Below are 23,769 nucleotides of genomic sequence, written 5' to 3' on the forward strand. Positions count from 1 at the left end.
GCAAGGAAAAGGAACCATCTTTATTCTTTTTCTGATAGTTCCGCCCAGGTGTCATAAGCTTCGTCCAACTTCTGCTGCGTACATTCATAGAGTCCTGTCAGTTCCATCGCCTTATCAGGGTCCGTCTGATTTTCCGGCTGGTTCAGCTGGAATTCATACATTTTGACGGTCGCTTCCAGTTCGGCAATCTTCATTTCTATCTGTTCCAGCTTGCGTGCCGTCCCATAGGACGGCGCTTTTTTCACGGCTGGTGTATCAACCGCTTTGACCGGTTGTGCAGCTGCCTGGGAAGACAGCCGGTTCTCTTCTTGTTTTTCTTCCGTTTTTCCGTTCCCCTGTTCTGCTGCCTCCTGTGCCTGCAGTTCCGCCGCTTCCCGTTCTTTTTCCCGGTAATAGGTGTAATTGCCCAGGAATTCCTTCAGCTTCTTGTTTTCCAGAACCAGCGTCCGCCCGGTAATCTTATCGAGGAAATAGCGGTCATGGGATACGACCAGATAGGTGCCGCCGAAATCAAGCAGGGCCTGTTCCAGGATTTCCCGTGTCGGAATGTCCAGATGGTTCGTCGGTTCGTCGAGGATGAGGAAATTCGGGCCTTCGAGGAATAGCTTCAATAAGGCCAGACGTGCCTGTTCGCCACCGCTCAGACTATCGATTGTTTTAAATACATCGTCGCCGGTGAACAGGAACCGCCCCAGGACATTGCGTGCTTCATCTTCGCTGTAGCTGAAAGCATTCATGATTTCTTCCAGTACACTCCATGCCCCGTGCAGTTCCGTATGTTCCTGGGCAAAATAACCGATACGGACCCGGCTACCCAGTGTGATATGACCGCTGTCCGGTTCTTTTTCTCCCATAATCATCCGCAGCAGCGTCGTCTTGCCCGTCCCATTGGGGCCGATGAGGGATGCCGACTCACCACGGCGCAGGAGCAGACTCAGGTGATCGAAAAGCTGTCTGTCACCATAACCGCCACAGACATTGTCGAGGACCAGCACTTTTTCCCCGCTGCCTTCCGCCGGGGCAAAATGAAAATGCAGTGTAGCTTCTTCCGGTGCCAGTTCAATCCGTTCCAGCCGGTCCAGCTGGGACTGACGCCCCCGGGCCTGTTTGGCCTTGATTCCGGCTTTGTATTTGCGGATATACTCTTCCGTTTCGTGAATGTGTTCCTGCTGCTTCCGGTAGGCATTTTCCAGTGCTTTGCGACGGGCACGGCTTTGTTCTACATACCGCGTATAATTTCCTTTGTACTTGGTGATCGTCCCATGGCTCAGTTCCAAAATCCCCGTAGCGACCCGGTCGAGAAAATACCGGTCATGGGATACGATGAGAATGCCCCCTCCGTAGGATAAGAGGTATCCTTCCAGCCATTCGAGCATATCCATGTCGAGATGGTTCGTCGGTTCGTCCAGGAAGAGATAGTCCGGACGCCGCACCAGTGCCTTTGCCAGATTGATACGCGTCTTCTGTCCACCGGAAAAGCTCTGTACGGGCCGGTCCATATCCGCTTCTCCAAAGCCCAGTCCCTGAATGATCTTACGGCTCATCGATTCATATTCGAATCCTCCCAGCCATTCGAACCGTTCCTGCATGTGGGCGTAACGGTTCATCAGTTCCATATTATCCGGCTGGCTCTGCATCTGTTTCTCTACATCTTTTAACTGGCCTTCCAGACGGAGGACATCCTGCCAGGCTGCTGTCATCGTGTCCCTGAGCGTTATGTCATCATCATAGGTGATGTCCTGCTGCAGGTATCCTACCGATTCTCCTTCGGAAAGGACAAACGTTCCTCCATCATACTCTTCTTCTCCGATGAGACATTTGAGGAGTGTCGATTTGCCCGCACCATTGGCCCCGATCAGGCCCAGCCGTTCTCCCCGGCGCAGTTCAAAGGATACGTCGTGGAAAATATTCCGTACGCCAAACGATTTTTCTAATTTTTGTACTTTTATGCTGCCCAATTGTATATAATTCCTTTCTTTCTAGACGATGTCCCGGTCTTTCAACTCCTGTATTTTTTCCTTGCTAAAGCCGAGCATGACCGCCAGGACGTCATCCGTATCGGCGCCGAGGAGCGGTGCCGCTTTGCGGACCGGAGTCTGTATTTCTGAAAAGTGAGCGGGAAATCCCGGCATTTCAAAATCACCGATGACGGGATGATGCTGCGTTTCCATCATGCCGCGCTGCCGTATCTGCGGGTGATGTACCAGTTCATCGATGCGCAGGAGCGGTGCCACCGGTACTCCCGCCTGATCAAACAAGGCGACGATATCTGCCGTCGTATGCTCTTTCATCCACGCCCCAATGATGGGCTTCAGTTCAGCATAGTTCTTGCGGCGCAGCGTATTTTCGGCAAACCGCGGGTCCGACATGATATCCATGCCCATGGCATCCTGCATGCGGCTGAACAGGCGGTTGCTGGCCGTCGCCACAGCGACATAGTCGTCCTTCGTCACATAGACATCAAAAGGCGCCGAGGCCGAATGTTCATTGCCCATCCGTTCGGGCACGACGCCGTTCAGCGTATACTGAATGACGAAATTTTCCAGCACGGACATGGTCGTTTCCATCATAGAAATGTCGATATACTGGCCTTTTCCCGTATGCTCATGATAGTACAGGGCAGCCATCAGGCAGAACGCCGCGTGAATGCCTGCGTTGGCATCGGCAATAGATACCCCTACTTTGACCGGCGGCTGGTCCGGATATCCCGTGACCCGCAGCAGGCCGCTCATAGCCTGGGCGATATTGTCATAGGCCGCTTTATGGCAGAGGGGGCCGGTCTGGCCGAATCCGGAGATGGACGCATAGATGATGTCAGGGCGGACCTTCCGGGCTTCTTCATAGGAAAGGCCCAATTTCTCCATCGTACCGGCAGAAAAGTTTTCTATGACGATATCGCTCTGCTTCATCAGCCCGAGGGCTATCTCTTTCCCTTCCGGCGATTTCAAATCCAGGGTGATACTCTCTTTATTGCGGTTCAGATAGGCGAAATACCCGCTTTCATTATTTTTAAATGGCAGGTAATGCCTCGTGTCGTCGCCGCTTCCCGGCCGCTCTACTTTAATGACTCTGGCCCCCAGGTCGGCAAAGAGCATGGTGCAGTACGGCCCGGAGTAGACATGCGTAAAATCTAATATCGTTATATTTTCAAAGGGATTGTTCATGATTCATTTCACCTCACGGCTTCTAGTATATCATAGATTCTCCTTTGAGCGTATCTGCTAATCTATGATATAATAAACTATACAAATTCACTATGAACGGAGGAATCTATCCATGAAAAATCTGAAAAAGCAGCTGCGGGCTGCCATTGTCCAGGCTTCACCGGTCTTATTCGACAAAAAGGCTACGATCGACAAAGTCGTGCGCCAGATCATGGAAGCCGGTCAGAACGGGGCTGAGCTCATCGTTTTCCCGGAATCGCTCATCCCCTGCTATCCCTACGGGCTGACCTTCGGCTTTACCGTTGGCAGCCGTAATGAAGATGGCCGCAAGGACTGGAAAGTCTATTATGACAACGCCGTCGTCGTCCCCGATGATACGATCAGCATTGCCGCCGCTGCTAAAAAAGCCCACGCCTACGTCAGCATCGGCGTTACTGAACGGGATCCCATCAATTGCTCCCTATACTGCAGCAATCTGATTTTCTCGCCTGAAGGAGAATTGGTTTCCCTGCACCGGAAGATAAAACCGACCGGCGCCGAACGCTATATCTGGGCCGATTCCCATGTACCGGAAACGTACTTTCCCATGGTCGATACGGAATGGGGCCGCATGGGAAGCCTGATCTGCTGGGAAAACTACATGCCCCTGGCCCGCGTCGCCTTGTATGAAAAAGGAGTGGCCCTCTATCTGGCTCCCAATACCAACGACAACCCCGAATGGCAGGATACGATCAAACACATTGCTATCGAAGGGCACTGCTACGTGTTCAACGTCGATCAATATTTCACTAAAGACATGTATCCCTCTACCCTTCTGGAACAGGAAGAAATCAGCCGCCTGAAAGATGAAACGTGCATTGGCGGCAGCTGCATCATCGACCCCTATGGCCATTACGTAACAGAACCCGTCTGGAACAAGGAAGCGATTATCTATGCCGACCTCGACATGGACAAAGTTCCCATGAGCCGCATGGAATTCGATGCCACCGGCCACTATTCCCGTCCGGATATTTTAGAATTCTACATCAACGACGGCGATGAAGAGTTTGAATAATTATACAATCAAAAAACTGGGGATGACTCGCCATGAGCTGTCCCCGTTTTTTTTTTGCATTTCTATAGAATGGTATTTTTATTATTTTTTTATTTCCCTTTTCTCTTATATAATATATACATATACGGCCTTTATTGGCATTCATCTAATTGGAACCAAATTCTAATATTTTAAAAATTTCTCTGAAAAAGAGTTTGACAAATCCTGTTTTCCATGGTAGACTTACGTCATCAACTTGATAGTGTTGCAATGAAGAGAAGAGTACATGGAAGGAAATGGCACAGAGAGCTTCCGTCCGGTGAAAGGGAGCGCAGGGAATTCCGTGGAAGATGGCCTCAGAGCAGATTGGTCGAATAATTAGACCGTCCGGTTGCACCCGTTATCGTGCTATGGTATTCAAGACTACAGTCTGCGTACCTGAAGAGGCCTGGCTTGTGAGAGTCAGGTGAAATTGGGTGGTATCACGGTGCTTCCGTCCCTTACAAGGGGACGGAAGCTTTTTTTATTACAACACGCCTTCAAGTAAAAAAATTACATTTTTACATCACAGGAGGAATTCACTATGAGCACAAATTACAAATTCGAAACATTACAGCAGCATGCAGGTCAGGTTCCCGATCCGGCAACAGGCGCCCGTGCCGTTCCTATCTATCAGACAACAAGCTATGTATTTGAAAATACACAGGACGGCGAAGACCAGTTCGGCCTGAAGAAACCGGGCTTCATTTATTCCCGCCTTGCCAATCCGACCTGGGATGTGCTGGAAAAACGGATTGCCGCACTGGAAGGCGGCACGGCTGCCCTGGCTACGGCTACCGGCGCTGCTGCTATTTCCCTTTCCCTCATCAACCTCGCCGGCGCCGGTGATGAAATCATCGCTGCTCCGACGCTGTATGGCGGCACCATCGAATTGTTCACCGATACATTCAAACATCTCGGCATTACCGTCAAATACGCCGACCCCGATGATCCCCAGTCCTTTGCCGCACTGATTACGGACAAGACGAAAGCCATCTATCTGGAAAGCCTGGGCAATCCGGCTATCAACATTCCTGATTTCGAAGCCATTGCTGAAATCGCCCATAAAAACGGCATCCCTGTCCTCGTAGATAACACCTTTGCTACGCCGTTCCTCTTCCGCCCCTTCGAACACGGCGCCGACATCGTTCTCCATTCGGCTACCAAATTCATCGGCGGCCACGGCACGACATTGGGTGGCCTCATCGTAGAAAAAGGCGATTTTGACTGGGAAGGCTCCGGCCGGTTCGAAGACCTGGTAAAACCGGATGAATCGTACGGCGGTCTCAGCTTCGTCAAAGACGTACCCGGTGCCAGCTTTGTAACCCGCGTCCGTGCCAAATACCTCCGCGATCTCGGCGCATCGCTCAGCCCGTTCAACGCATGGCTGCTCATCCAGGGTCTCGAATCCCTGTCCCTGCGCATTGAACGCCACGTCTCCAATGCCCAGAAAGTAGCCGATTTCCTGGAAAACCATCCGAAGGTTACGAAAGTAAATTATCCGTCCCTGCCGAGCTCTCCGTACTATAAGCTGGCTCAGAAATACTTCCCGAAGGGCACGGGCTCTATTTTCTCCTTCGAACTCCAGGGCGGCCGGGAAGCAGCCCGCCGTTTCATCGACGCTGCACAGATTTTCTCCGATCTGGCCAATGTAGGCGATTCCAAGTCACTCCTCGTACATCCGGCTTCGACGACACATCAGCAGCTGAATGACGAAGCGCTCAAAGCGGCCGGCATCACCAGCGGCACGATCCGCATTTCCGTCGGTCTGGAAAATGTCGATGATTTGCTTGACGACTTGAAACAGGCTTTGGAAAAAGCATAAAATCGTACCAGGACCAATAAAAAAAGTATACTTCGACCAAAGAGGGCCGGTAATGCCTGTATACGGTGTCATTGCCGGCTCTCTTTGTATACGTATTTCAGGAGGTTTTATCATGTCTGCTCTTCATTCTATCCGCTTCCGCGATGTATGCATTCTGGGTTTTGCCTTCTTTGCTACGTACTTCGGTGCCGGCAATCTGATTTTCCCGCCCCAGCTGGGTCTCAACAGCGGGTCGGCCTACCTGGCCGGTCTTTCCGGTCTGACCCTGTCAGGGATTTTCCTTCCCATTTTCACACTCATCGTCATCGGCCTCAACGGAGATGTACACGCCATTACCGATCATGTCGGCAAATACACCTATAACATCCTGCTGGCCGCACTGATGCTGGTCTGCACCTTCGTTTCCATCCCCCGCACGTGTGCCACGGCTATCCAGCTCGGTATCCAGGGCAATGTTCCATCAGCACCGTTCATTCCTCTCGTCATCGTATATTTCATTATTTCATTCTTCTTCGCCGCTGATAAGAACAACGTAATGGACCGGATGGGCAAATACCTGACGCCTCTTTTGGCCCTGATTTTGGTCGTCATCGCCATTATGGGCGTCGCCAGCCCCATAGGAACACCCATTGATCCGGCTGTTCCCAATTCCTTTGTCAACGCATTCCTGGGCGGATATAATACAGGCGATGTACTGGTCAGTTTCATTATGGCCGCTGTTTTCATCAGTTCCATCAACGCCAAAGGATATACGACGGTCGCACAGCGCAACCGCTGCCTCATCGGCTGCGGCATCATCGCCTTTGTTCTGCTGTTCATCATTTACGGTTCCCTCCTCTACATGGGAGCCTGCGTCAGCAGTGACTATCCCCAGTCTATCGGCCGGGCTGAACTTTTGGTAGCGATTATCCAGCGCGTAGGCGGTGCCGTCATGATTCCCATGGGCATAGCCGTCGTACTGGCCTGCCTGACGACGGCTATCGGCCAGATTGCAGCCGTAGCCGAATTCACCAGCCAGGCCACAGGCCGTTTCTCTTATCGTCAGGTAGCCATCGTCTGCTGTATTCTTTCCGCGCTTACGGCCCTTCTTGGCGTAGACGGCATCGTCACTTATGTAGGCTGGATTTTCGGCGTCTGCTACCCGCCCTGCCTGGCTCTGCTGGTTCTGGGCGTCCTGGTCCGCATCATCCCCAATGACGGTGCTTACAAGGGATCGGTCTATCTGGTGACGATATACGCACTCCTCGAATCCCTGCCCGGTCTTTCCGGCCTCGGCTTTGCCAAAGCTATCGTCACTGCCACACCGCTTTCTACGTACGGTTTCGGCTGGATTATCCCCTTCATCATCGGCTTCGTCCTCGGCACGATAATCTACACTGCCAGAGGAAAAAAAGAACAGGCAGCGGCATAAACGGAATTCTAACAAGCAAAACGCAAAAAGACTGACGTCGGAAGTAACTGATCTTCCGGGTCAGTCTTTTTTGATGCCACTGGATAATACGTTTATATAAAAACTAGTATCATACCATCAGACAATGGCATTACCGGCAGCGTATCCCAGCCAGCAGGCCGCAAAACCGCCGATGACATTGAGTCCCAGATAGAGCAGGGCAAAGGTAAATTCGCCGGTCCGGGCCATAGTCAGGAGTTCCATATTGTATGTAGAAAAGGTCGTGAATCCTCCGAGAACGCCTGTTACGAAAAGGAGTTTGACCAGCGGTGAAAGAGACGAATGGCTGCTGAAAAAAACAAACAGGACACCAATCAGAAAAGACCCGATGACATTAGCCAGTACTGTCCCATAGGGAAAAAAGGCTCCTCCATGCATGTTGCACAGTTCCGTCAGTATATACCGGCAGGCCGCCCCGATGCCGCCTCCCAATGCTACACATAGTATTTTTTCCATCTGTTCCTATCCCCTTTCTGCTGAAAACATATCTATGGTAGCAGATTCCATACGGCCTGTCAACGAACCGATTCCGGGGAAGATGATGCTGCGCGGGACCGGATGAGGATGACCAGTTCCGTTTCTTTTTTTGATGTGTAGTGATACCGGAATAACTTTCCCAGGACAGGGATGTCTGCCAGTATGGGGACTTTGCGCAGATTATTGATTTCCTCCCGGCTGATGAGGCCGCCGATGAGCAGGTCCCTCCCGGGCTGCATACAGACGTCCGTATCGGCCCGGCGCGTCGTAATCCGGTAGGCCTTGAGTTCCGGTACGAGGATAGGCGTTCCCACTTCGGCCCGGATGTGGGCAGTCACACTGCCATCCTCATGAATCCGCGGCGTAAAGCTCAGCTTGATGCCCGCATCTTCATATTCTGTCGTGCGGGACACTTCCCCATCGGTCACGTGTTCTGTCAGGACGGGGATGCGGTCCCCGATAAGAATCTGCGCTTCCCGCCCATTCTGTGCCATAAGATGAGGACGGGCCAGGACCCGGGCTTTACCCTTGCTTTCCAGCGCCCGCAGCTGTCCCGTGTACAGGAAAGCCTGATGACCCGGTCCGCCTTCCATGGCTGTCCAGTCCCAGGAAATCCCCAGATCTTTGACGGCATCGGTCTGAAGGGACAGGAATTCTATTTCCACACTGACCTGCCGCACCGGAACATCGAGGGATTGCACCAGCCGGTCTACCGCCGCTGCAGTCTGGGCCGAGCCATGAAGGACGAGAGCATTGGTATCGCTGTGATAGCCGATATGACCAGACCCTGCCACCGCTTCTGCCGCCTGACGCACACTGTCCGGATCGGCATGATGAAGTTTCCAGGTATAGCAGCTCCTGGCCTGATCATGAGCTCTTCCGGCCGTAATGAAGGCAATGGCCCCGTCCGTGCGGTACAACAGATTCTGGCTGCCCGCCAGTACGCGGATTGCCTCTTCTGCCGGTACATCATGAAGCTCCATCGTCACCGTGCCATCCACTGTGTCGTCTATGACCAGGTTGATTCCAGCACTGCGTGCCAGTCCGGCCAGAACGGTACGGACCGGAGCTTCATGAACGCGGACATCGAGAGCTTCCGCCTGTACCGGCCATCCCATCAGCATCATCCCCATGGCCAGAAATCTCAGTGGCAGCCACGTCTTCCCTGTCTTAAAAATACACTTCATGAATGACACCTTCTTTCGAAAGACCTGCTACACCGTGGGAAATATAAGCAATCTGCCAGGAATCAAACGATTCTCCTGCCGCACAAGCCTGTGACCGCAATCCATTGCTGAGCAGGATAAGACGCTGGCCTCCTTCTTCCAGCACTCCCAGTACCTGTGGCAGCGGTACCGGCCGGGACAGTCTCTCTTTCTCTCTGCCGTTCTGTTTTTTCTTCTGTTCCGGATTATCTTCCTTTTTTGCTTCTTTTCCCGCAGTCTCCATGGCAACTGGCGACTCAAATAAATCGGCCAGTGGTTTTGTCCGCCGGATGCCCGCCAGGCTGTGGATACACCTTCCTTCTCCTTTTGAAGGGGGACCGGCTTTTTTATGCAAAAAAGAAGGAGGCGGAGAATCGGTATGATTCTTCGTCTCCCGTACTACTACGTTCTGATCTGATGCCGGTCCATCCCACCAAAACCAGATTCCTGTCAGACATGCCAGGATTACTCCATACGGGAGCCATGTTTTCGCGTGATGAACTAAAATGTTCCAAACAAGGTGACTATATGCGGACAGCCTATTTCTCATCTCCGTATCCTGCAGGATGCGTACGGTGCCAGTTCCAGGCATCGGCAATGATGTGTTCCACATCACTGTGGACAGGACGCCAGCCGGTTACAGCCTGAATCTTTTCCGAGCTTGCGATGAGTACGGCCGGATCGCCGGCACGGCGGGGCGCTTCTTCTACAGCAAAGTCCCGGCCCGTTACCTTTTTAGCCGTCTCGATCATCTGGCGCACACTCATGCCATGCTGTGTCCCCAGGTTGAAATACTGGGACTGGCCGCCATGGGCCAGATAGTCCAGGACCCGCACGTGGGCATCGGCCAGATCCGTTACATGGATATAATCACGGATACAGGTCCCATCAGCCGTCGGATAATCTGTACCAAAAATCTTGATACTCTGGCGCTGTCCCAAAGCCGTCTGCAAAATCAACGGAATCAGATGGGTTTCCGGTGTATGATCTTCCCCGATTCTGCCATCTGCATCGGCTCCGGCGGCATTAAAATAACGCAGGGCCACATACCGCAGACCATAGGCACGGCTGAACTGGGCCAGCATGTGTTCAATCATCAATTTTGTCTGTCCATAGACATTGGTCGGCGCATACGGCATATCTTCTGTAATGGGAGTCTGTTCCGGTTCGCCATATACGGCAGCGGTAGATGAAAAAACCATATAAGGCACACCGGCCTGGCGGACCGCTTCCAGCAGGTAATAGGAACCGACTATATTATTGTCATAATAGATAGTCGGATTGACCATCGATTCCCCTACCTGGCTGTGGGCGGCAAAATGCATGACCCCTTCGATTTTCCGGTCTGTCAGGATTTGTTTTACCCGTTCCAGATGGTGTATGTCTTCTTCAATGAGTTCCACGTCTGCTGGTACGGCCTGACGGTGTCCCCTGGACAGATTGTCCAGTACGACTACGGAATGACCTTTTTCCAATAATGCTTTTACAGTATGGCTGCCAATATATCCGGCACCCCCGGTAACGAGAATATTCATAATACACAGTACACCTTTCACTACAAATTTAAACGAAAGACATCAGATCTACGCCTAATGGCAGAGCCGGGAACGAACCCGTTATTTTTTCATTTCTGCCAGATGCTGCCCCAGATAGCGTTTGTATATTTCTACCCCCGGCTGGTTAAAGGCATCGACATCGGCATATTCCCCTTCATAGGCAATGGACCAGCAGAGCAGGAACATGAGCTCTCCCAGATAAAAGGCGTTCAGTTCAGGAAGGATGAAATTGGCACTGGGCCGGCCATCTCCAATGAGGGCTTCTTCATTAGCCCGGCGCGCCGCTTCCAGGATCCGGCTCAAGGGCAGGCCGCTGAAGGCAGCCAGCTTGGCAAAGGAATCGTACGTATGGGGAACGACGAGATCATCAGGCCATTTTTCGATGGAGACGAACTGGACGACTTTGTCCTGGGGGCCTTCCTGGTGTTCCTGCGTCTGGGCATGCATATCCGTCGTACCGACAGCGACGATCGGCGTCCGTCCATAATGGACGACCTGCCCTTCTTTATTCAGCCGTTTACCCAGTGATTCTGCCAGGAGCTGGATATACCATTCGGATAAAGATTTCAGATTGTCGGCATAGGGCATGAGAACTTCCAGGTTTCTCCCATGGCGGCTTCCGGCCAGGAATTTCAGGACACTGTTGAGAAGGGCCGGATTTTTCGTGATGTCATCGCTTTTGACAGCCTGATCCGCTTCACGGGCACCGGCAAGGAAGGACCGGATATCAAATCCCGTAAGGGCTCCGACGATGAGTCCTACTTCGGAAAAGACGCTGAACCTGCCACCGATGCCGTCCGGTACGTAGAAGATAGGCCAGCCCGATTCACGGGCCAGCGTATGCAGCAGCGTTTCCTTTTCTCCTTCATGGGGATCGGTGACGGCTACGGTTTCCATAGAAATCCCCGCAGCTTCCATGGCTTCTTTGAAAATCATATAATTCGACATGGGTTCGATGGTAGATCCCGATTTGGATATAACGACGGCCATGACCGTGTAATCCTGCTGTCCCGTACTTTCTGCACGCATTGTCTGAATCAGGCCGGACAACTTATGGGCATCGACGTTATTACCGGCAAAAAATGCCTTAGGATATCCGTTGCGGTCTTTCTGACTCTTAAGATTCCAGAATTCGCCGCACTGGACATCAAACAGGACTTTGCCGCCCAGATACGACCCGCCAATGCCGAAGAATACGACGGCATCGACGCGGTTGCGCACCGTCCGTCCCAGTTCTTCCAATGCCACGATGCGTTCAGGATTATTGATATTGCCTTCTGCAATATACGGCAGCTGCGGAAAGAGTACCGCTTCCGGTTCCCCATCTTTAGAAAGGTGGCCGGCAACCGTTCCCTTTTGGCGCAATTCCATCATGACAGAGTGAGCTTTCTGATAGACAGGAGCAAACTCTTCCACTTCTCGTTCCGTTATCAAGGCATCCGGCCCGTAAAGGTGGGACATATCCAATACAAGGCCAGACGGCAAGGTAATCCGATTCATCATAATACCACAGCCTTTCGTTCGAATTGTTTACCTTTCCATTATATCATAAATACCGGAATCCGTGGGAGAAATAAAAAACTGCACCATATATCTAAAAAATATACAGTGCAGCTTTGATCAAAAGCGCAGCATGGATTTCAGGAAACTCTGGGTTCGTTCATTCTGCGGATGTTCAAAAATCTGTTCCGGATTTCCTTCTTCCTGGACAATACCGTCTGCCATGAACAGGACCCGGTCGGAAACTTCTTTGGCAAAGGCCATTTCATGGGTCACGATGATCATGGTCATATCTTCATCGGCCAGCTGCTTGATAGTCCGCAGTACTTCTCCGGTCAGCTCCGGATCGAGTGCCGATGTCGGTTCGTCAAAGAGCATGATATCCGGCTGCATGGCCAGAGCCCGGGCAATGGCCACACGCTGTTTCTGTCCGCCCGAAAGTTGGGACGGATAGGCGTCCTTCTTACTCCACAGGCCGACCCGTTTGAGGAGTGATTCAGCTATAGGCAGGATTTCATTCGTCTTCATTCCCTTGACGACACGGGGAGCCTCGAGAATATTATCGAGGACCGTCATGTGGGGGAAAAGGTTGAAATGCTGGAATACCATGCCCATGCGGCGGCAGATGGCCCGTACACGGGAAGCCGGTTCGTAGATGGCGCGCTGGCTGCCTTCCGGCGTCTTGACCATGTACTGTCCATCGACGATGATTTCTCCTCGATTGATGGTTTCAAGCTGACAGAGACACCGCAGGAAGGTACTCTTGCCACTGCCGGATGGACCGATGATGGAAATGACTTCACCGCGTTCCATATGCAGCGTCACATCTTTCAGTACTTCCAGATTCCCGAATTGTTTACGGATATGATTCATTTCAATAAAACTCATCGTAGTGCCTCCTATTCATCGTATACGGCAAAGCGTTTTTCCAGATAACTAAATACCTTGGTGAGGATAAACGTAAAGAAGAGATAGAAGACGGCGGCTACGATAAAGGCGGTCGTATCAAAATCGCGCTGTACGATGGACCGGGTAATGCGCAGGATATCATTCATGGCCAGGATATAGACCAGGGACGTATCTTTCAGCAGGTTGATGGTTTCATTCGCCACCGGCGGCAGGACGCGTTTTACGACCTGGGGCAGGATGATGCGGCGCATGGTCTGGACATAGGTCATACCCAGAACTTTAGCCCCTTCATACTGGCCTTTGTCAATAGACTGGATGCCGCCGCGGAAAATTTCAGCGAAATATGCGGCGTAGTTAAAGACGAAGGCGATGATAGCTGCCGGGAAGTCCGCCAGTTTCAAACCGTCGATGATAAAAGGCAGGCCATAATAGATAAAGAGGATCTGCAGCATGAGCGGCGTGCCCCGCATGATATAGATATAGGCTCCCATAAACTTGCTGAGGGGCTTGATTTTTGAAATACGGGCTATAGCCATGACCACCCCGAGAGGCAGGCTGAGCACAATAGTAATGATGAAAATCTTCAGCGTAACCTGCAGCCCCACGGCTACGGCAGGCACGATATGCAATAAATACTCCATAAGGCACTCCCTTACTATGTACCTGTGTCAGGACAAACAAGCGGGCCGCCCAGACACAGGCGGCCCCTCCACCAGATACAGCAACACTATACACTATTTAACGGGAATCGTAATATCTTCCCCGAACCATTTATCGGACAACTTAGTCATTGTACCATCTTCTGTCATCTGTTTCAAGACGTCGTTCAGCTTATCCTGAAGCACTTTGTCGTCCTTGCGCATGCCGACGCCAAACTGTTCATCGCCCATCTTATCATCGATGACTTTGAACTTTCCTTCTTTCTTGGTCATGTAATAGCGGCCGACTACACTATCGACGAGGACACCGTCAGTACGGCCGATTTCCAGGTCCATAAAGGCGTTGACGAAATCGCCGTATTTCTTGACTTCCTGAAGGGAATTTTCAAATTCTTTATTCTTATCCAGAGCATCAATAGAACTGCTGCCTTCCTGGGTACCGATAATCTTTCCGGCAAGACCAGCCCGGTCCGTAATCGGGGAATCCGCCCGCACGACAAGAAGCTGAGCGTTTTTCATATACGGCTTGGAAAAAGCTATCTTTTCCGAACGGTCTTTGGTAATAGTCAGGCCATTCCAGAGGAGGTCTACCTGCTTGCTCTGTAAGGCCGCTTCCTTGCTGTCCCAGTCAATGGGCTTGAATTCTACTTCCACACCCAGCCGTTTGGCCGCTTCTTTTGCCAAGTCGATATCAAAGCCGACGAGTTCGCCGCTTTCATTGCGGAATCCCATAGGCGGGAAATTATCGTCGAGGCCGATGACGATTTTATCAGGCAGCTTCTGGTCTGCTGCCTTTTTATCCTGTCCGCCGCAACCTGTAATCATGGCTGCCGTCGTGACTGCCAGCGTGCCTGCCAGTATTACTTTTTTTAAGTTCATATTTCATATCCTCCTTATTACATCGAAATATCAATGCCAAACCATTTTTCCGAGATGGCTTTGCTCGTACCGTCATTATGCATGTCTTCCAGCACTTTATCCAGTTTTGCCTTCAGTGCCGTATCGTCCTTGCGCATGCCGACGCCACTGGGGATATCCGGATATCCTACATCGATGATGCGGAAGTTCGCCTTGTTCTTCTGCATAAAATAAGCGGCTGTCGTCTTGGCTACGACGACGGCATCAATACGTCCGACTTCCAGATCCATGAAACTCGTCACATTATCCGAATATTGCTTGAGTTCTTTGAAGGAATCACGCAGCTGTGGTTCCTGGTTGATGGCTTCCAAACCGGTACTGCCCTGCTGCGTGCCTACGATTTTGCCTGCCAGGTCCGCTTTTCCCTGGATGGGAGAATCGGCCCGTACGAGGAGAATCTGCGGCCCGTTTTCATACGGCCGGGAAAAGAGGATATTCTTTTCCCGTTCCGGTGTAATAGACAGGCCATTCCAGATGGCATCGATTTTCTTGCTGTTCAATTCCGTTTCTTTGCTGTCCCAGTCTATCGGTTTGAATTCTACTTCAATGCCCAGGCGTTTGGCCGCTTCTTTTGCCATATCGATATCAAAACCGACGAGTTCCCCGCTTTCATCGTGAAATCCGAAAGGCGGGAAATTGTCATCGAGACCGATGACGATTTTATTTTTTTCTCCTGATGCACCCTGTTCTGCTTTTTTATCACTGCCACAACCGGTCATAAGACCGGCAGCCAGTACAGCCGTCATGCCTATTGCGGCATATTTCTGCCAATGTCTCATCTGATCGCTCCCCCACATCCTGTTCAAGGACTATAAAGTAAAACATCAATGCCTATATTTTACTTTATTTTATTAAAATAATAAAGTAAAAAAGGTATACGGAATTATCATAGTTCAGACCAGGATAGTGCAATAACACATAGTTGGATAAAAACGCCTGTTATCCCTTTTTATCGTCCTTATCATCCGTTTCCTGTTCTTTTTTAATACGGTCCATGATTTCCTGCTTATATTGCCGGGGAAGGAATTGCAGATGAACGGGCAGCACGGCCAGGCCGCCTTCTTCTGCCGCTCCGAGCTGTATTTCCTTCCAGTTGTCGGAAATTTCAAAAATATCTTCATAGCGGATAAACACCAGATTACGGTCCGGATGGAGCTGTTCATCAAAAAACTCTTCCAGAGACATGAACTGCCGCCGGACGACCAGCCCCTTTGCCGTGACGTAACAAATGACATCGCGCTGCCGGTCGATACGCCAGAGACAAAAAATCAGGACGGCTATGTTATCCAGCTTGGCTGCCAGTGTCGTTTCTGCCAGCATGAGCCAGAAGAAATAAATGCCGACGCCCGTAAACAGAAGCTGCATAAAGACAGAAAACCATTTGGAATTTTCATATGCTTGTTCCACTGTACCGCAGCCGAAATGCTGCGATATTTCTTCCCTGGTCATGATTCAGCCTCCCATCCCACATCCCCCGACGCCCTTATTATACCATAGCCTGCCATCTCTGGATATGCCAAAAGACAGCCACCACTGGTTAACAAACTATTGTGGGATATGATATAATACTGATAGCTCATTAAACACAAAGGTGTTGATATAGTTATGGAATACAAAAATCAGTCCTTACAGATGCAGGTCTACCGTACGATGAAACAGCGGCTTCTCGATCAGACCTACGTCAATGGCCAGATGCTCAGCGAACGCACGCTGGCCGCGGAACTTCAAATCAGCCGCACACCTGTCCGCCGGGCTGCACTGCAGCTGCAGAAAGAAGGCTGGATCCAGTATATTCCCAAGCGGGGTATCCTGGTCAAGGGGCTCAGTATGCAGGATCTGAAAAACATCTTCCAGATCCGGACAGCCCTGGAAATTCTTGCCGTACGGCTGGCCTGCGAACATATCTCTGCCGACCATCTGGAAGTCCTGCGCCAGACGGTGCAGCAGCAGCTGTTTAAGTATAAGCAGACCCAGGCGGCACCGGATTATCAGGAATTCATCCGTTCCGATACGGAGTTCCACAACACGATCATCGTCGCCAGCGGCAATCTGATGTTGCGCCGTCTCGTTGAAGAAATGCGGGATAAAATCAAACGGACCGGCATTAATTCTTTATACAGCCGCCGCAGCCGCTGTGCCGAAGCAGCGGAAGAGCACTGGCGGATTGTCCATGCCCTGGAAAACAAAGACACACACGAAGCCTGCCAGGCCATGGACAGCCATCTGGGCATTTGCTATATAACGGCTCATGACTATATTCTCCGCCACACGCCGGCACTGGCTGCCGATACACTTCCCACAGAGTCCCTGTCCGTAGAAGGGATGATCCTGCCGCCGGAACTGGAAGAACCGGTATCAGAAGCAGTCCATGAACACTGATTTCATAAAAGACGCCGCCCGCAGGCTCGGCCTTACCTGTACCGGCATCGCCAGCGCCCATCTGCCCGTTCCGGAAACAGAGCAGCCCGTCTGTCCGCTGGCATCGGGAAAGGGAATGGAGCGCTATGACCTGACGTCTCTGTTACCGGATTGCAAGGCCGCCGTCGTCATTCTGTTTCCCTATTACAACAGAGAGACAGAAAAGACGAATCTTTCGCTCTACTGTCAGCTCGAAGATTATCATCTCATCGTCCCGGCCTATCTGGAAAAGCTGTCTGCTATCCTGACCTCGTATGGCGGTACACAGCGCTGCATTGCTGACACATCCCCTCTCACAGAACGGCTGCTGGCCGTAGAGGCCGGTCTGGGATTTGTAGGTGACAATCAATGTCTCATCCATCCCGTGTATGGATCGTACTGCTTTATCGGTGCCATCCTGACAACACTGCCTCTCACACCGGACGCTCCTATGGACAGGGAATGTCTCCATTGCGGTGCCTGCCAGCGCATATGCCCTGGCGGCTGCCTGTCGGAGGGAACATATGACTATCATCTCTGCAAATCCTATCTTACCCAGAAGAAGGAACCCCTTACCGATAGGGAAATGGAGGTTATAGCCAGGACACCGCTCATCTTCGGCTGTGATGAATGTCAGCGGGTCTGTCCCCATAATAAGGGTGTTCCCATAACTCCCATAGTGGAATTCCGTCAAAACCGCCTTACGATGCTGCGGAAAGAAGATATAGAATCACTTACGAACCGCCAGTTCCGCACAACTTACGGGAACCGGCCTTTTTCCTGGCGGGGGAAAAAGATTCTCCTGCGCAATCTCGATATCGTACATGCCAAAACGGGGCTGTAGCAACATGGAAAGAACCGTGTTGTTACAGCCCCGTCTGGGTATATGGGTAAAAGCAAAATATCTTTTATTCGTGAGTCGGGTCCAGATTCAGGAACAGCGTATATTCGCCACGGAAGTAGAGTTTAACCGTATCCGTCGGGCCATTGCGGTGTTTGGCCACGATGACTTCCGTAATATGCTGATTCTCTGTTTCCTTATCGTAATAATCTTCCCGGTAGAGAAAGGCAACAATATCCGCATCCTGTTCCAACGCCCCCGATTCGCGGAGGTCACTGAGCATGGGCCGCTTGTCCTGGCGGCTTTCTACACTGCGGCTGAGCTGGGAAAGGGCGATAAGAGGTACTTTCAGCTCTCTCGCCAACGCTTTTAGTGAGCGGGAAATTTCTGAAATTTCCTGCTGGCGGCTTTCTGAATTCCGTCCCTGCATGAGCTGCAGATAATCGACGATAATCAAATCCAGACCGTGTTCCGATTTCAGCCGCCGCGCCTTGGAGCGCATTTCCGATACGGAAATCCCCGGCGTGTCATCGATATAAATCGGCGCCTGATATAATTTGTCACACGCATCGGTAAGCTGGGCCCAGTCCTTATCCGTATTGAGCTGGCCTGTCCGGAGCTTCTGGGAATCGATATGGGAAATCTGGCACAGCAGCCGCTGCACCAGCTGTTCCTTGCTCATTTCCAGAGAGAAAAAAGCGACCGTCTTATGCTGACGCACACCGACATTCTGGGCAATATTCAGCGTAAAGGCCGTCTTGCCCATACTCGGCCGGGCTGCAATAAGAATCAGGTCTGATGGCTGCAAGCCCGACGTCAGCTTATCAAGGTCCCGGAATCCCGTAGGCAGCCCCGTCAGGCCGGCTTTATTTTCATAAAGCTTGGAAATCTTATCCAGCGTGTCTTCGACGACTTTTCCGACAGGATCAAAGTCGCCGCTTTTTTTATTTTCAGCGAGGTGGAATATTTTTCGTTCCGCATCGTCTATGAGTTCGTCTGCTTCTTTTTCTCCATCGTAGGCTTCTGTCGTCAGATCCGTACATGTCGTGATGAGATCACGGGTCATTGCCTTGTCTTTGACGATATTGGCATGATATTCAATATTGGCTGCCGTCGCCACCAGATTGGGCAGACTGAGGACGTATTCCAGACCGCCTGCTGCATCCAGTTTTTTCATACGGCGCAGCTCTTCCGGTAAGGTAATCAGATCGATTTCCTTATTTTCACGGTGCAGGTTTTCCATAGCCTCAAAAATGGTCCGGTGTATTTCCCGGTAAAAATCATGGGGCTGCAGGACTTCCATAGCCGTGATGACAGCATTATGGTCGAGCATCATGGCGCCGAGTACGGCCTGTTCTGCTTCGACATTCTGCGGCGGAATCCGTTGTTCCATACTATTCTCCCCTATTTTACAAGCATGATATCGAGGACTTCCTCAATGGTGCGGGTACTATAAATCTGAAGATTCAGATGATGCTCCGGTATATCCCGCTGATTTTCTTCGGGAATCACTATGCCTTTCATGCCAGCCTGGCGAGCTCCGTATGCTTTTTCAAACACACCGCCGACAGGCTTGACAAGTCCCTGTATCGAAATTTCGCCAGTCATGGCAATGTCCTGTCGGACCGCTTTCCCCGTAACTGCCGAAATCAGTGCCGTCGTGATGGCACAACCCGCCGAGGGGCCATCGATGTTGCCACCTCCAACGAAGTTGACATTGACATCGTAATCAGACAATTCCTTACCGGTTATGCGGCGTACGACAGCGGCGGCATTGAACATGGAATCCTTGGCCATGGAGCCGGCCGTATCATTGAAGCGGAAATACCCTTTTCCCGGCGTACGGGCCGGATAGGCAACGGCTTCAATTTCGATGGCGGAACCGAGAAAACCGGCTACGCCCAGTCCAAAGACTTTGCCCACAGCCGGAAGGGATGACGCTTTTTCGGTCACATACGGGACGAGACGGCTGATCTGGGCCACCCTCTCTACCAGCTCTTTCGTCAGTACGACATGATCATTGCTGCCGGAGCGGAAGACAGCCAGACCGTACGTATCGGCCAGGATATTGACGGCTTTCCGCCCTTCAATAGTAAAGGTACTAATCAGTTCGGCTACACCGTCCTCCATGGTAACACCCAGGGACTGTGCCGCATTGGTGACGATCTGCTGGATATCAGCCGGCACGAGGGGCTCGAAATATATTTCGGCGCACCGGGACCGGATAGCCGGATTAATTTCTGACGGATCCCTCGTCGTCGCACCGATGAGCACGAAATCAGCAGGCGCTCCTTCGGCAAATAATTTGCGGATATACGCCGGAATATGGGGATCCGTTTCATCATAATACGCTGATTCAAAGCGGACCCGCTTGTCTTCCAGTACTTTCAGGAGTTTATTGAGCAGCATGGGATCCATTTCACCAATTTCATCGATGAACAGAATGCCGCCGTGGGCTTCCGTCACCAGTCCCGGTTTTGGTTCGGGAATCCCCGTTTCAGCCAGGTCATGACGGGCACCCTGATAGATGGGATCGTGGACCGATCCGATGAGCGGATTGGTCATATCGCGGGCATCCCAGCGCAGTGTCGCCCCGTCCGTTTCGACAAAGGGCGCATCTGGTCCAAAGGGCGTAAAAGGCAGCTTTTTTGCCTCATTCAGGACAATTCTGGCTGCCGTCGTTTTTCCCACGCCGGGAGGCCCGTACAGGAGCAAGTGCTGGGGATACACCGATGCCAGCTTGCTTTCCATCGCTTCGACAGCCCGGTCCTGACCTACAATGGCTGAAAGCGTTTTAGGCCGGACGCGCTGCATGACCGATTCTGTCAGATGAATGGAATCAAGATGCTGCAGATCGTCCAGCTTTTTTTTCGTCTGCGGTGTTTCCACATCGTGGAGTTCCTCCTTGATGAGCTCCATTTTGATTTCCTGTACGTACTCCTGCTGCTTTTCTTCCATGCGCTGGCTGATTTTCTTTTCCAGCCGTTCTTCCACGGCCTGACGGGCCAGCATTTCTGCCAGCACATTCTCCAGCTCGTTCAGGACATCGACAACTTCGTCATCAGAAGGCACCTTATCATATGACGCATCTTCATAGACCAGCCGCTGCAGCCCGACGATACGACGGCGGGGGTCTTCCGAATGAACGTACGCCAAAGCCGAATATTTGCTGGCCCGGAGAACCATCTTTTCCGGACCGATCAGGCCGGTAAAGGCACCGTACAGGACATTCACCTGACGGCGCAGTTCTTCTTCCGCAGTCGGTTCCAGATACTTATGACGCTGCAGCAGCTTATCCAGTAATTCTTTCATAGGCTGACCTCAGGAATTATTCTTCTACGACATGAATTTTAATTTCACTGGAAATAGTAGGATGGACATGAATCACGACATCGTACGTTCCCAAAGCTTTAATCGGATTCTTGATTTCTACTTTCTTCTTGTCTAAATCGATATTATACTGCGCTTTAGCGGCTTCGCTGATTGTTTTCCCCGTAATAGCGCCAAAAATCTTTCCACCTTCTCCGACGCGGACAGGAATCGTCAGTTCTACCTTTTTCAGCTGGCTGGCAAGGATAAGGGCTTCATCAGAAGCGACCTGTGCCTTGTGGACAGCGGCAGCCTTTTTCTGTTTGGCATCGTTGATATTGCCGGATGTTCCCGGTGCAGCCAATTTGCGGGGCAGCAGGAAATTGCGGCCATAGCCTTCGGATACTTCTATGATATCGCCTTTTTTACCTAATTTTTTTACATCCTGTAATAATACTACTTTCATACTGTATCTCTCCCTTTATCGAGTACTTCATGGATGGCATCCATGACTTCATCTTGTGCTTCTATGAGCGTGCGCCCTTTGAGCTGTACGCCGGCGACCGTGCGGTGGCCGCCGCCGCCAATGGCTTCCATAATGAGCTGCACATTGATATCACCCTTGGAACGGGCGCTGACACCTATGATATTATCGGGTAATTCATAAAATGTAAAGGCTGCTTCTACATCAGTAATATTGACCAGCATATCGGCTACCTGGGCGGATATGATCTGAGCGTTGGGAACCTCTTTGGGACAGCTCGTCATGGCGATACCATCAGCAATGCGCGCTTCCGACAGCAGCCGTGCCTTAAGTTTGACCGAATCAAAATCAGAACTGAACAATTCGCGGACAATATCCGGATCTGCGCCACAGCGGCGCAGATAGGCAGCCGCGTCAAAGGTGCGCACACCCGTCTGGACAGAAAAATTCTTCGTATCGACGACGATGCCCGCATAGAGGGCGGTCGCTTCGATTTTCTGCAGTTCCGGGTCTTCGTCAAAATATTGCAGTAATTCTGTCACCAGTTCGCTCGTCGAGGAACTGGACGGTTCCGTATACACGAGCAGTGGTTTTTTGATGAAATCACTGCTGCGACGATGATGATCGATGACGACACGCCGTTCCGTCTTATCGAGAAGCTGCGGTGCCACGGTCATATCCGGCCGGTGCGTATCGACGATGAACAGCAGGGTCTGGTCATTGCAGGCCACTTCGGCCATATCGGCCGTGATGAGCAGGTCCTTAAACTCCGGCACGTCGCGGATTTCCTTTTCAATCCGGCTGATGGCTTCCGTCTGGCGGCTGATGACGATATGAACAGGTTTGCCCCCGATTTTTGCCATGCGTGCTACGCCGATAGCGGCGCCGATACTGTCATAATCTTCCCGTTCATGGCCCATGATGAGCACCAGATCAGAGGTTTCAATGAGTTCTCTGATAGCCTGAGATACGACTCTGGCACGGACGCGGGTATTTTTTTCTACAGACCGGGTCTTTCCGCCATAAAAATGCGCGGTCCCATCTTCTTCATAGACGACGACCTGATCGCCGCCACGCCCCAGGGCCAGGTCGAGTCCGGAATGAGCCTTGTCCGCCAGTTCGTTAAAATTGGCCTTTCCTTGTGTAACAATATCTTCAGAAAACGCGGCTATCCCCATGCTGACCGTAACGGGTATGCGGTTGACCGTATGGATAGAACGGATTTGTTCCAAGAAGGAGAAATTATCTTCCTTCAGCGTATTCAGCGCTTCCCGGCTCAGGCAGGCTATATAATTGTCATTGCCATAAGAACGGACAAACGCATTGTGTGCTGTCAGCGCATCAATCAGACAATTGTTGACGTTGGTCCAGAGCGTCGCCTGCTGTACGGCCGTCATGCCTTTACCAACTTCTTCCATATTATCGATGGCGATATCACAAAAGACAGGCATTGCAGCCAGACAATTCATTTTCTGCTGTTCCGTTTCCGTGATATCTTCAAAATACAATATGAGATAGTTGTCTTCTTCCGATCCCTCTGTCTGCAGATACTTATAGACTACGCGATAATAGCGCTTGCCAATATGTTCAAAAAAGTAACCGAATTTCCCCCAGAATTTGTCGATATTGAGGTTCGGCATAATATAATCCAGCCGCTGATCGTCTTCGATATCACCGACCCAGTCGCGGAATACGCTGTTAGCCCAGCACAGGCTCGATTCCATATCGACAATGGCGATGCCAATAGGCAGATTCTGGACGGCATAGGTCGATGCCTGGTCTACACTCTGGGAAATCGCATCGAAAAGCTGGCTGATTTCCCTGTTCCGTTCCGTATTGGTCTTATGCGTCAGAACATAGACGCCGCCGATGACAATGCCGGCAAGGAGCGCAATAATCCAGTTGTAAAAGGCAACAATCAGGAGCAGTACCAGCACGACGCCGATAATGGTCTCTTCATTGCGGTTGGTTAATAATTTTTTAAACATATTCCCGCCTCCTGC

The 23,769-nt window shown here is 51.4% G+C and carries 21 protein-coding genes and 1 other annotated feature; of the genes, 5 read left to right on the forward strand and 16 right to left on the reverse strand.

Annotated features, from left to right (window positions below; translation table 11 throughout):
* Positions 1–20: 20 nt before the first annotated feature.
* Together B2U90_RS12070 and B2U90_RS12075 are read right to left on the reverse strand one after the other, a co-directional pair.
* Positions 21–1,958: an ABC-F family ATP-binding cassette domain-containing protein gene (locus tag B2U90_RS12070; RefSeq protein WP_292017912.1), complete on the reverse strand. Its 1,938-nt coding sequence runs from the start codon at positions 1,956–1,958 to the stop codon at positions 21–23.
* 21 nt (positions 1,959–1,979) lie between these two features.
* Positions 1,980–3,164: a CaiB/BaiF CoA transferase family protein gene (locus B2U90_RS12075; protein ID WP_075581884.1), complete on the reverse strand. Its 1,185-nt coding sequence runs from the start codon at positions 3,162–3,164 to the stop codon at positions 1,980–1,982.
* Between the two features lie 112 nt (positions 3,165–3,276).
* On the opposite strand from B2U90_RS12075, the gene B2U90_RS12080 reads away from it, so the two are divergent.
* The 3 genes from B2U90_RS12080 (at position 3,277) to B2U90_RS12090 (ending at position 7,472) form a co-directional block, all read left to right on the forward strand.
* Positions 3,277–4,218, forward strand: coding sequence for a carbon-nitrogen hydrolase family protein (locus tag B2U90_RS12080; RefSeq protein ID WP_059077000.1), 942 nt, complete (start codon positions 3,277–3,279; stop codon positions 4,216–4,218).
* Positions 4,219–4,458: 240 nt separating this feature from the next.
* Positions 4,459–4,701: a binding site (T-box leader), on the forward strand.
* A 79-nt stretch (positions 4,702–4,780) separates the two neighbouring features.
* Positions 4,781–6,061, forward strand: coding sequence for an O-acetylhomoserine aminocarboxypropyltransferase/cysteine synthase family protein (locus tag B2U90_RS12085; RefSeq protein WP_059077001.1), 1,281 nt, complete (start codon positions 4,781–4,783; stop codon positions 6,059–6,061).
* A gap of 112 nt (positions 6,062–6,173) precedes the next feature.
* Positions 6,174–7,472 (forward strand): branched-chain amino acid transport system II carrier protein, encoded by a 1,299-nt coding sequence (locus B2U90_RS12090; RefSeq protein WP_292017913.1) that lies wholly within the window; start codon positions 6,174–6,176, stop codon positions 7,470–7,472.
* Positions 7,473–7,589: 117 nt separating this feature from the next.
* On the opposite strand, the gene crcB is transcribed toward B2U90_RS12090, so the two are convergent.
* The 10 genes from crcB to B2U90_RS12140 form a co-directional block, all read right to left on the reverse strand.
* Positions 7,590–7,967 carry a fluoride efflux transporter CrcB gene (gene crcB / locus B2U90_RS12095; RefSeq protein WP_059077003.1) on the reverse strand — a complete coding sequence of 126 codons (378 nt, stop codon included), beginning with the start codon at positions 7,965–7,967 and terminating at the stop codon, positions 7,590–7,592.
* Between the two features lie 59 nt (positions 7,968–8,026).
* On the reverse strand, positions 8,027–9,175 hold the full coding sequence (locus B2U90_RS12100; RefSeq protein ID WP_292017914.1) for a type II secretion system protein GspD: 1,149 nt from the start codon (positions 9,173–9,175) through the stop codon (positions 8,027–8,029).
* The gene (locus tag B2U90_RS12105; RefSeq protein WP_292017915.1) at positions 9,159–9,743 is read right to left on the reverse strand and encodes a hypothetical protein; all 585 of its coding nucleotides are present in this window, start codon (positions 9,741–9,743) and stop codon (positions 9,159–9,161) included. The genes B2U90_RS12100 and B2U90_RS12105 overlap by 17 nt, the downstream gene beginning before the upstream one ends.
* Complete coding sequence (galE, locus tag B2U90_RS12110) at positions 9,733–10,728, reverse strand: UDP-glucose 4-epimerase GalE (protein ID WP_292017916.1); 996 nt, start codon at positions 10,726–10,728, stop codon at positions 9,733–9,735. Before galE ends, B2U90_RS12105 begins: the two co-directional genes overlap by 11 nt.
* Before the next feature lie 81 nt (positions 10,729–10,809).
* Positions 10,810–12,249, reverse strand: coding sequence for a glucose-6-phosphate isomerase (locus B2U90_RS12115; protein WP_150824664.1), 1,440 nt, complete (start codon positions 12,247–12,249; stop codon positions 10,810–10,812).
* 120 nt (positions 12,250–12,369) lie between these two features.
* Complete coding sequence (locus B2U90_RS12120) at positions 12,370–13,137, reverse strand: amino acid ABC transporter ATP-binding protein (protein WP_075581881.1); 768 nt, start codon at positions 13,135–13,137, stop codon at positions 12,370–12,372.
* Positions 13,138–13,148: 11 nt separating this feature from the next.
* Positions 13,149–13,799, reverse strand: coding sequence for an amino acid ABC transporter permease (locus B2U90_RS12125; RefSeq protein ID WP_059077008.1), 651 nt, complete (start codon positions 13,797–13,799; stop codon positions 13,149–13,151).
* Between the two features lie 93 nt (positions 13,800–13,892).
* Complete coding sequence (locus B2U90_RS12130; RefSeq protein WP_075581879.1) at positions 13,893–14,696, reverse strand: amino acid ABC transporter substrate-binding protein; 804 nt, start codon at positions 14,694–14,696, stop codon at positions 13,893–13,895.
* A 17-nt stretch (positions 14,697–14,713) separates the two neighbouring features.
* On the reverse strand, positions 14,714–15,514 hold the full coding sequence (locus B2U90_RS12135; RefSeq protein WP_059077010.1) for an amino acid ABC transporter substrate-binding protein: 801 nt from the start codon (positions 15,512–15,514) through the stop codon (positions 14,714–14,716).
* 160 nt (positions 15,515–15,674) lie between these two features.
* Entirely contained in the window at positions 15,675–16,184 is a 510-nt protein-coding gene (locus B2U90_RS12140; RefSeq protein WP_059077011.1) for a hypothetical protein, read from the reverse strand.
* A 156-nt stretch (positions 16,185–16,340) separates the two neighbouring features.
* On the opposite strand from B2U90_RS12140, the gene B2U90_RS12145 reads away from it, so the two are divergent.
* A complete protein-coding gene (locus B2U90_RS12145; RefSeq protein WP_070807769.1) occupies positions 16,341–17,114 on the forward strand; it encodes a GntR family transcriptional regulator in 774 nt (257 codons plus the stop codon).
* Positions 17,104–17,976, forward strand: coding sequence for an epoxyqueuosine reductase (locus B2U90_RS12150; protein ID WP_075581878.1), 873 nt, complete (start codon positions 17,104–17,106; stop codon positions 17,974–17,976). Before B2U90_RS12145 ends, B2U90_RS12150 begins: the two co-directional genes overlap by 11 nt.
* 64 nt (positions 17,977–18,040) lie before the next feature.
* Here B2U90_RS12150 and dnaB read toward each other — a convergent pair whose 3' ends face one another.
* Genes dnaB through B2U90_RS12170 form a run of 4 tightly spaced genes read right to left on the reverse strand, consistent with a single transcriptional unit; the run spans position 18,041 to position 23,754 of the window.
* Positions 18,041–19,366 carry a replicative DNA helicase gene (dnaB, locus tag B2U90_RS12155; RefSeq protein WP_075581877.1) on the reverse strand — a complete coding sequence of 442 codons (1,326 nt, stop codon included), beginning with the start codon at positions 19,364–19,366 and terminating at the stop codon, positions 18,041–18,043.
* An 11-nt stretch (positions 19,367–19,377) separates the two neighbouring features.
* Positions 19,378–21,285: a Lon family ATP-dependent protease gene (gene lonC, locus B2U90_RS12160; protein ID WP_075581876.1), complete on the reverse strand. Its 1,908-nt coding sequence runs from the start codon at positions 21,283–21,285 to the stop codon at positions 19,378–19,380.
* Positions 21,286–21,301: 16 nt separating this feature from the next.
* Positions 21,302–21,748 carry a 50S ribosomal protein L9 gene (gene rplI / locus B2U90_RS12165; protein ID WP_059077015.1) on the reverse strand — a complete coding sequence of 149 codons (447 nt, stop codon included), beginning with the start codon at positions 21,746–21,748 and terminating at the stop codon, positions 21,302–21,304.
* On the reverse strand, positions 21,745–23,754 hold the full coding sequence (locus tag B2U90_RS12170) for a DHH family phosphoesterase (protein WP_292017917.1): 2,010 nt from the start codon (positions 23,752–23,754) through the stop codon (positions 21,745–21,747). The genes rplI and B2U90_RS12170 overlap by 4 nt, the downstream gene beginning before the upstream one ends.
* Between the last annotated feature and the right edge of the window lie 15 nt (positions 23,755–23,769).

This window comes from Megasphaera sp. UBA4233 (assembly GCF_002395615.1).
Classification (GTDB): Bacteria; Bacillota; Negativicutes; order Veillonellales; family Megasphaeraceae; genus Megasphaera; species Megasphaera hexanoica.

Coding starts and splice junctions, on each gene's coding strand:
- lonC (WP_075581876.1), bottom strand. CDS start 21,285: ATGAAAGAATTACTGGATAAGCTGCTGCAGCGTCATAAGTATCTGGAA.
- B2U90_RS12135 (WP_059077010.1), bottom strand. CDS start 15,514: ATGAGACATTGGCAGAAATATGCCGCAATAGGCATGACGGCTGTACTG.
- B2U90_RS12125 (WP_059077008.1), bottom strand. CDS start 13,799: ATGGAGTATTTATTGCATATCGTGCCTGCCGTAGCCGTGGGGCTGCAG.
- B2U90_RS12130 (WP_075581879.1), bottom strand. CDS start 14,696: ATGAACTTAAAAAAAGTAATACTGGCAGGCACGCTGGCAGTCACGACG.
- B2U90_RS12100 (WP_292017914.1), bottom strand. CDS start 9,175: ATGAAGTGTATTTTTAAGACAGGGAAGACGTGGCTGCCACTGAGATTT.
- B2U90_RS12090 (WP_292017913.1), top strand. CDS start 6,174: ATGTCTGCTCTTCATTCTATCCGCTTCCGCGATGTATGCATTCTGGGT.
- B2U90_RS12115 (WP_150824664.1), bottom strand. CDS start 12,249: ATGAATCGGATTACCTTGCCGTCTGGCCTTGTATTGGATATGTCCCAC.
- B2U90_RS12075 (WP_075581884.1), bottom strand. CDS start 3,164: ATGAACAATCCCTTTGAAAATATAACGATATTAGATTTTACGCATGTC.
- B2U90_RS12080 (WP_059077000.1), top strand. CDS start 3,277: ATGAAAAATCTGAAAAAGCAGCTGCGGGCTGCCATTGTCCAGGCTTCA.
- B2U90_RS12105 (WP_292017915.1), bottom strand. CDS start 9,743: ATGAGAAATAGGCTGTCCGCATATAGTCACCTTGTTTGGAACATTTTA.
- rplI (WP_059077015.1), bottom strand. CDS start 21,748: ATGAAAGTAGTATTATTACAGGATGTAAAAAAATTAGGTAAAAAAGGC.
- B2U90_RS12085 (WP_059077001.1), top strand. CDS start 4,781: ATGAGCACAAATTACAAATTCGAAACATTACAGCAGCATGCAGGTCAG.
- B2U90_RS12170 (WP_292017917.1), bottom strand. CDS start 23,754: ATGTTTAAAAAATTATTAACCAACCGCAATGAAGAGACCATTATCGGC.
- crcB (WP_059077003.1), bottom strand. CDS start 7,967: ATGGAAAAAATACTATGTGTAGCATTGGGAGGCGGCATCGGGGCGGCC.
- dnaB (WP_075581877.1), bottom strand. CDS start 19,366: ATGGAACAACGGATTCCGCCGCAGAATGTCGAAGCAGAACAGGCCGTA.
- B2U90_RS12120 (WP_075581881.1), bottom strand. CDS start 13,137: ATGAGTTTTATTGAAATGAATCATATCCGTAAACAATTCGGGAATCTG.
- B2U90_RS12150 (WP_075581878.1), top strand. CDS start 17,104: ATGAACACTGATTTCATAAAAGACGCCGCCCGCAGGCTCGGCCTTACC.
- B2U90_RS12145 (WP_070807769.1), top strand. CDS start 16,341: ATGGAATACAAAAATCAGTCCTTACAGATGCAGGTCTACCGTACGATG.
- galE (WP_292017916.1), bottom strand. CDS start 10,728: ATGAATATTCTCGTTACCGGGGGTGCCGGATATATTGGCAGCCATACT.
- B2U90_RS12140 (WP_059077011.1), bottom strand. CDS start 16,184: ATGACCAGGGAAGAAATATCGCAGCATTTCGGCTGCGGTACAGTGGAA.